Origin of the sequence: Mycobacterium sp., from assembly GCF_049683355.1 — a bacterium.
Lineage (GTDB): Bacteria > Actinomycetota > Actinomycetes > Mycobacteriales > Mycobacteriaceae > Mycobacterium.
This window is the reverse complement of the sequence record NZ_JBAUJB010000166.1, coordinates 1-1,780: the sequence shown is the minus strand read 5'-3', so window position 1 is coordinate 1,780 and position 1,780 is coordinate 1. Positions and strand designations below refer to the sequence as shown.

At 66.5% G+C, this 1,780-nt stretch carries 1 protein-coding gene; it reads right to left on the bottom strand.

The annotated features are described in order from the left end of the window. Positions 1–1,598: oligopeptide ABC transporter substrate-binding protein OppA (gene oppA / locus WA944_RS10190; RefSeq protein ID WP_526371170.1), on the bottom strand; the 1,598-nt coding region annotated here is incomplete at its 3' end. Positions 1,599–1,780: the final 182 nt, after the last annotated feature.

Sequence of the window (1,780 nt, the reverse complement as noted above, 5' to 3'; positions counted from 1 at the left end):
ATACCGGTCGGGCCGTAGTTGGCCAGGTTGCTGCGCACCGCGAAGTTGCCCGGTGACTGGAACAGCGGCAGGCTGAAGCCGATGTCCCAGATCATCTCGTCGAGCTCGTTGCCCAGGGTGCGGGCCTTGGCCGGGTCCAGCTCGGAGAGCGTCTCCTCGATCTTCGCGTCGATCTGCGGGCTGCCGATTCTGCCGTAGTTGCTCTCGCCGTCTGAGGCGTAGATCTGGGTCAGGCCACCCAGCGGGAACGCGTCGCCGACCCAAACGAACTGGGCGATGTCGAAGTTCCCCGGCGTGATGTAGTCGCTGAACAAGGTGCCGCCGGCGACAGCGTTCAACTGCAGTTCGACACCGATCTGCGCCAGGTTGTTCTGCGCGATCTGACCGATCTGGCGGGTGCTCTGCGCGTCGTAGAAGACGTCGCGGATGGTGAGCCTGCGGCCGTCCTTCTCGCGGAACTGGCCGTCGCCGCCGAGTGTCCAGCCGAGCGCATCCAGATCACGCTTGGCGGCCTCCGGGTCGAATGCGATGGCGTGGTCCTGGTAGCCCTCCTGGCCCGCGAGGTAGAGGTGGTTGTTCAGCGGTACCGGGTTGTCGACGAGGCCACGCTGCGTGATCGTTGCGATGGCCTGGCGGTCGATGCCTTTGGCAATCGCCGTCCGGAGCGCCGGATCGGACAGGATCGACCCTTCCGCGCCGTTGAACGTGAAGTGGTACCAGCTCGGCGCCGGTGCCCGCCGGACCGAGACGCCGTCGGTGCGGCGGGCGATCGTCAGATCATCCAGCGTCGCCAGCCCGACTGCGTCGAGCGCGTTGTTCTGCAGGGCCGGGATCTTGGCCGCGTCGTCGAGCACCGTGTAGGTGATCGAGTCCAGAACCGGCGGGGTGCCCCACCATTGCGGGTTGCGGCTCAACACGATTCGCTGTGCGCCGCGGTCGACCGAGGTGATCGTGAACGGCCCGGCCGACGGGGCGGGCCCGTCCAGGAAGCCGGTGTTGAACGCCTCCGGAGTCTCGGTCATCACCTTGGGGGCGAGCATGCTGTTGCCTGCGAACATGCCTCGCCAGTCGGCGTAATGCCTGGCGAAGGTGATGACGGCCTGCCGGTCGTCGACGCCCTTGGTCACCGACGCGACGCGCTCGCTGCCGTTCGGGGCCGCGAACAGATATGCCGGATCTTTGCCACTGGTGGCGTTGATCTGGGCCGCGATGTCCTCCCAGGTGATCGGCGTGCCGTCGGACCAGACCGCCTTCGGGTTGATCGTGTAGGTGACGACCTGGGGGTCCGTGCTGGTCAGCTCGACGCTGGTGAAGTAGTCCTCGTTGACCGTCATCTCCCCGTCGGGCCTGATGAAGAAGGCCCGCGGCTGCGTGGCGCGCAACAACGCGCCGAGGTCCGCGAGGTTGCCGTCGATGTGCAGGTAGTTGAAGTTGGGCGGGAAACCCGACAGCGAGAGCCGCAGATTGCCACCCTGCTGCAGCGTCGAGGGATCCTGCGGGTTGATATCGGCGGTCGCACCTATCTCGGCGTCACCACCGGCGGAAGGCACGTCGCTGTCCGGGCTGGAGCAACCGGTCAGCACCAGCGCGGCGGCCATGCCGACGCCGAGCAGACGCAGAATCGCACGCGACGCGGGCGGTTTATGCGATTTTGCGACTGCTCGGGAGGTTCGGTAGGTCATGCCCACCGACTTTATCCGTGATCCGCCGGCGGCCGCGGTACCGCAGCCAGCAATCGGCGTGTGTACTCGTGACGGGGATGGGTGAAAACCTGCTCACC